Origin of the sequence: Saccharothrix tamanrassetensis (assembly GCF_014203665.1) — a bacterium.
Classification (GTDB): Bacteria; Actinomycetota; Actinomycetes; order Mycobacteriales; family Pseudonocardiaceae; genus Actinosynnema; species Actinosynnema tamanrassetense.
Genome location: NZ_JACHJN010000025.1, coordinates 1 through 2693 on the forward strand (window position 1 = coordinate 1; position 2693 = coordinate 2693).

The 2693-nt window shown below is 69.1% G+C and carries 3 protein-coding genes; 2 read left to right on the forward strand and 1 reads right to left on the reverse strand.

The genetic code is table 11. The annotated features are described in order from the left end of the window. Positions 1-1015: hypothetical protein (locus tag FHS29_RS36125; protein ID WP_221457332.1), on the forward strand; the 1015-nt coding region annotated here is incomplete at its 5' end. A gap of 41 nt (positions 1016-1056) precedes the next feature. On the opposite strand, the gene FHS29_RS36130 is transcribed toward FHS29_RS36125, so the two are convergent. Further along, the gene (locus FHS29_RS36130; protein ID WP_184699233.1) at positions 1057-1509 is read right to left on the reverse strand and encodes a hypothetical protein; all 453 of its coding nucleotides are present in this window, start codon (positions 1507-1509) and stop codon (positions 1057-1059) included. A 303-nt stretch (positions 1510-1812) separates the two neighbouring features. On the opposite strand from FHS29_RS36130, the gene FHS29_RS36135 reads away from it, so the two are divergent. Next, on the forward strand, positions 1813-2693 hold an 881-nt coding region (locus tag FHS29_RS36135; RefSeq protein WP_184699235.1), incomplete at its 3' end, for an AfsR/SARP family transcriptional regulator.

Below are 2693 nucleotides of genomic sequence, written 5' to 3' on the forward strand. Positions count from 1 at the left end.
GAAGGCTCGTGGCGTCAGCGCCGGGCGCCGGGTGGTGCCCGCTTCCCGCCTACTCGGTGAACATGGTGAACGACAGCGTCCGGTCGAACCGCTTGTCGGCGAGATCATCGCGACCGATCAGGAAGCACCCGTAGTGGTACTGGCTTCCGGTGGGGAACTGGGCGAGCGGCACCCATTCACGAGTCAGCCGGTACTTCTCCACCTCGCCCGGGTCGAACCGTTCCGATCCCGGGAAGTCGGGGTGGTCCAGCCGGCTCGTGATGCCGGTGTGTGCCCCCGCGACACCTACAACGGCGCGTTGGCGGACCTCCGGCTCGGCGTGAGTGCACGGACCGGTAACCGGTACTCGTTCACCGGCGGTAACCCGATCAGCCGAGTGGAGATCGACGGCCACTGCTGGGCGTGGGACTTCATCTGCGACACCGGTGAGGCCATCGGCGATGCTACGGACGCGGTCGGCGACGCAGCCGACGCCACGTTCGACTACCTGGGCGACCACATCGACGACATCGGCGGCGTGTTCGGTGGCGCCGCCCTGGCGGTCGGCGGCGGGGCACTCGCCGTGATCAGCTCGCCCCTGCTGCTGGCACCGGTCGCCTGCGGCACGGGCGTGTTGTGCGCGCCGGGTCTCGCTGGAGGAGCGCTCGGCCTAGCCGGCGTGCTTACGGGTGGCACTATCGCTGTCGGTGGGGTGGCGATGTTTGCCGAGAGTTTGGGCGGCATGTTCGACAGCTCGTCGAGCTCCAGCACGCCACCGAACGAAATGGCGCCGGAGCCCCCGAATATCGAGAAGGGCAACTGGTGGGGTAGATACGAGGCCGAGCTGTGGCGGCAGGGCAAGTTGCGGCTGCCGGACGACTGGGACGCGCACCACGCGATCCCGCAGGAGTATCGCAACCACCCGGAGTTCAAGGACTTCGACTTCGACGCGCCGTCGAACATCCGCGCGTCGGGTGCCATGTGGCGTGATCACCACCGGTTGATCGAGGGCATTGCTTGCACACTCCGTCACTAGCAGGGGTGCCCCTGGGTGAGGGGCACCCCTGAAGTGGTGGATCAGGTGACGTTGGCGGTGTCACCGACCCGGCCGAGGCAGAGCACCCCGTTGACGTGCCGGATCACGGTCACCAGCCTCGACACGACCCGGCCGGGAGTGGTGGTCTCCTGCCGGGTGTTGGAGAAGCGCGAGCCGAGCATCAGGCCGCTGTCGTCGAACGCGTGGATACGCGCCACCGCGACGTTCGCCCACCGCACGGTCAGCGCCCGGTGGACCACCACGCCGAGGGTCGACTGGAACCCGTAGTCGAAGGTGCCCCTGCCGCCGCCGTTGTTGGTCAGGTCGATCCACACCGCGCCGCAGTTGCCGACGCCGGTGTCCATGGGCTGGACACCGGCGGGCACGGACATCACGGTCAGCGGCACACTGATCCGGGTGTGTTCCGGGACTGCCTGTGCGGACGCCGTGCTGACGCCCAACATGGCCAGCACGCTGACAAGAAGAACGAACATGCGTTTCGTCATCGCGAGTATCCATTCTGATTCGCTTGGCATCCGACGGCTCCGCCTGGAACTTCGCCGGTGGCCAGGTTGTCGATTCAGCCGTACGCAAACCTTTGGACCGTGTTCTCGAACCTCGGCTTGAACGGCGTTCGGGCGGTGGGTGTTGTGTGCGCGTCCCGTTCCGGTCATCCGCCGCGTCCATCACGGTGTCCGGCTGATCGAGGGAAAACCTGCGGGAATCCTGCGATCGGGGGATGCCCCTGCTAGACCGGGTGCCGACGGGACGCCGGTCGGCGAAGAGGGGTGTCCGCGATGGCGGTGGAGTTCCGCGTGTTGGGCCCGGTGGAGGCCCGGATCGGTGACCGGTCGATCGAGCTGGGCCATGCCCGGCAGCGGTGCGTGCTGGCGGTGTTGTTGATCGAGGCCAACCAGTGGCTGTCGGCCGATCAACTCCTCGACCGCGTCTGGGGAGAACGGGTGCCGCACAGCGGCCGGGACACGCTGTACGGGTACCTGTCCCGTTTGCGCCACGCGCTGCAAGTCACCGACGAGGCCGACATCGTGCACAGGGCCGGCGGCTACGTGCTGACCGTCGACGGGGACGCGGTGGACCTGCACCGGTTCCGCAGGCTGCTCGCCGACGCCCGCGCCGCCGACAACGAGGACGACGCGACGGCGTTGTTCGGGCAGGCGTTGGCTTTGTGGCGTGGCGAGCCGTGCGCGGGCCTGGACTCCCCGTGGGTGCACATCGTGCGCGCCGAGCTGGACCGGCAGCGGTGGGCCGCCGAACTGGACTACGCCGACCTGCGGCTGCGCACCGGCCGGCACACCGACCTGCTCGCCGACCTGACCTCCCTGACCGCCGCCCACCCGCTCGACGAACGGCTGGCCGGACAGTTCATGCTGGCCCTTTACCGCGCCGGTCGCCAGGCCGACGCCTTGGACCACTACCAGCAGGTGCGCACCCGGCTGGTCGAGGAACTGGGCACCGACCCCGGACCGGAGCTGCAGCACCTGCACCAACGGATCCTGACCGCGGACCCCGACCTCGCCGTCCCCCTCACGGCGGCGGCCCGGTCACCGGTGGTGCCGCGTCAACTGCCCGCCGCGCCGGGACTGTTCACCGGTCGCCTCACCGAGCTGGCCGCGCTGGACCGCGCGTTGCCCACCACCGTCGCGGCCACCGACGTCCC